The sequence below is a fragment of the Roseivirga sp. UBA1976 genome (assembly GCF_002336325.1).
Lineage (GTDB): Bacteria > Bacteroidota > Bacteroidia > Cytophagales > Cyclobacteriaceae > Roseivirga > Roseivirga thermotolerans.
The window spans coordinates 1-807 of sequence record NZ_DDDQ01000085.1 but is presented as its reverse complement, the minus strand read 5'-3'; the positions used below and the strand labels follow the sequence as shown (position 1 = coordinate 807).

Below are 807 nucleotides of genomic sequence, written 5' to 3'. Positions count from 1 at the left end.
TCTCTAACGGCTCGGTTGAAAGCTATAGGATTTTCAATAAAAGGAAAGTGTCCGGAGGTGGGTATTACCTTAAGGCGTCCGTTGTTGAGAGAGTCTACCATTTTTCGAGCATGCAGGTTAATGGCCGCTTCTGCATCGCCATACATAACCAGTGCAGGAGCTTTAATCTTTTTTAGGTCAGCATATAAGTTGTATTGTGCCAAATCGGGGCCTAACAGTCCAAAAACAGCACTCCTCTTTTGAAAATCTTCCGGGATATTGAGGTTCAGTTGGTCTATCTTGAGTTTATCGAAAAACTGTGCTTTAAATGACAAAAGCATCATTTCTTTTATGTAGGGCACTGGGTTGGGTGTGCGCAGCAAGCCTGTGCTCACAATATTGTCTAGCCTCCGTTTGTCTTTAGGGTCTATGTTGTTGGCTGCGGCAAGATTTTCTTTTTGCCAGTCGGCAGAACTAGGCGCCATCGAGTTGGCCAATATCAGACGATCTACCTTATCGGGATAGGCCATAGCATATTTCATAGCGAGCAAACCTCCCCAGGAGTGCCCCATAATGTGCAGCTTTTCATGGCCCAGCTTGGTTCTTATCTGCTCAATATCATCCACAAAACCATTGAGGTTCATAGTGGCGGAGTCGATCGAAAGTGAAGACTTACCACAGGCGCGTTGGTCATAAAAAATAAGCCGGTAGTCTTTAGCGAGTTCTTCCAAATGGGGTAAAAAATAAGAGTGATCGAGTACGGGTCCTCCGTGAATAACCAACAAGGGGTCGCCACTACCCATGGTTTTATAGTAGACATCTGATCCA

1 protein-coding gene is annotated in these 807 nt (G+C 45.1%); it reads right to left on the bottom strand.

The window, feature by feature from the left end:
- Positions 1-807 (bottom strand): alpha/beta fold hydrolase (locus B3763_RS08160; RefSeq protein ID WP_286745600.1); only part of this gene is annotated, 807 nt, incomplete at both ends.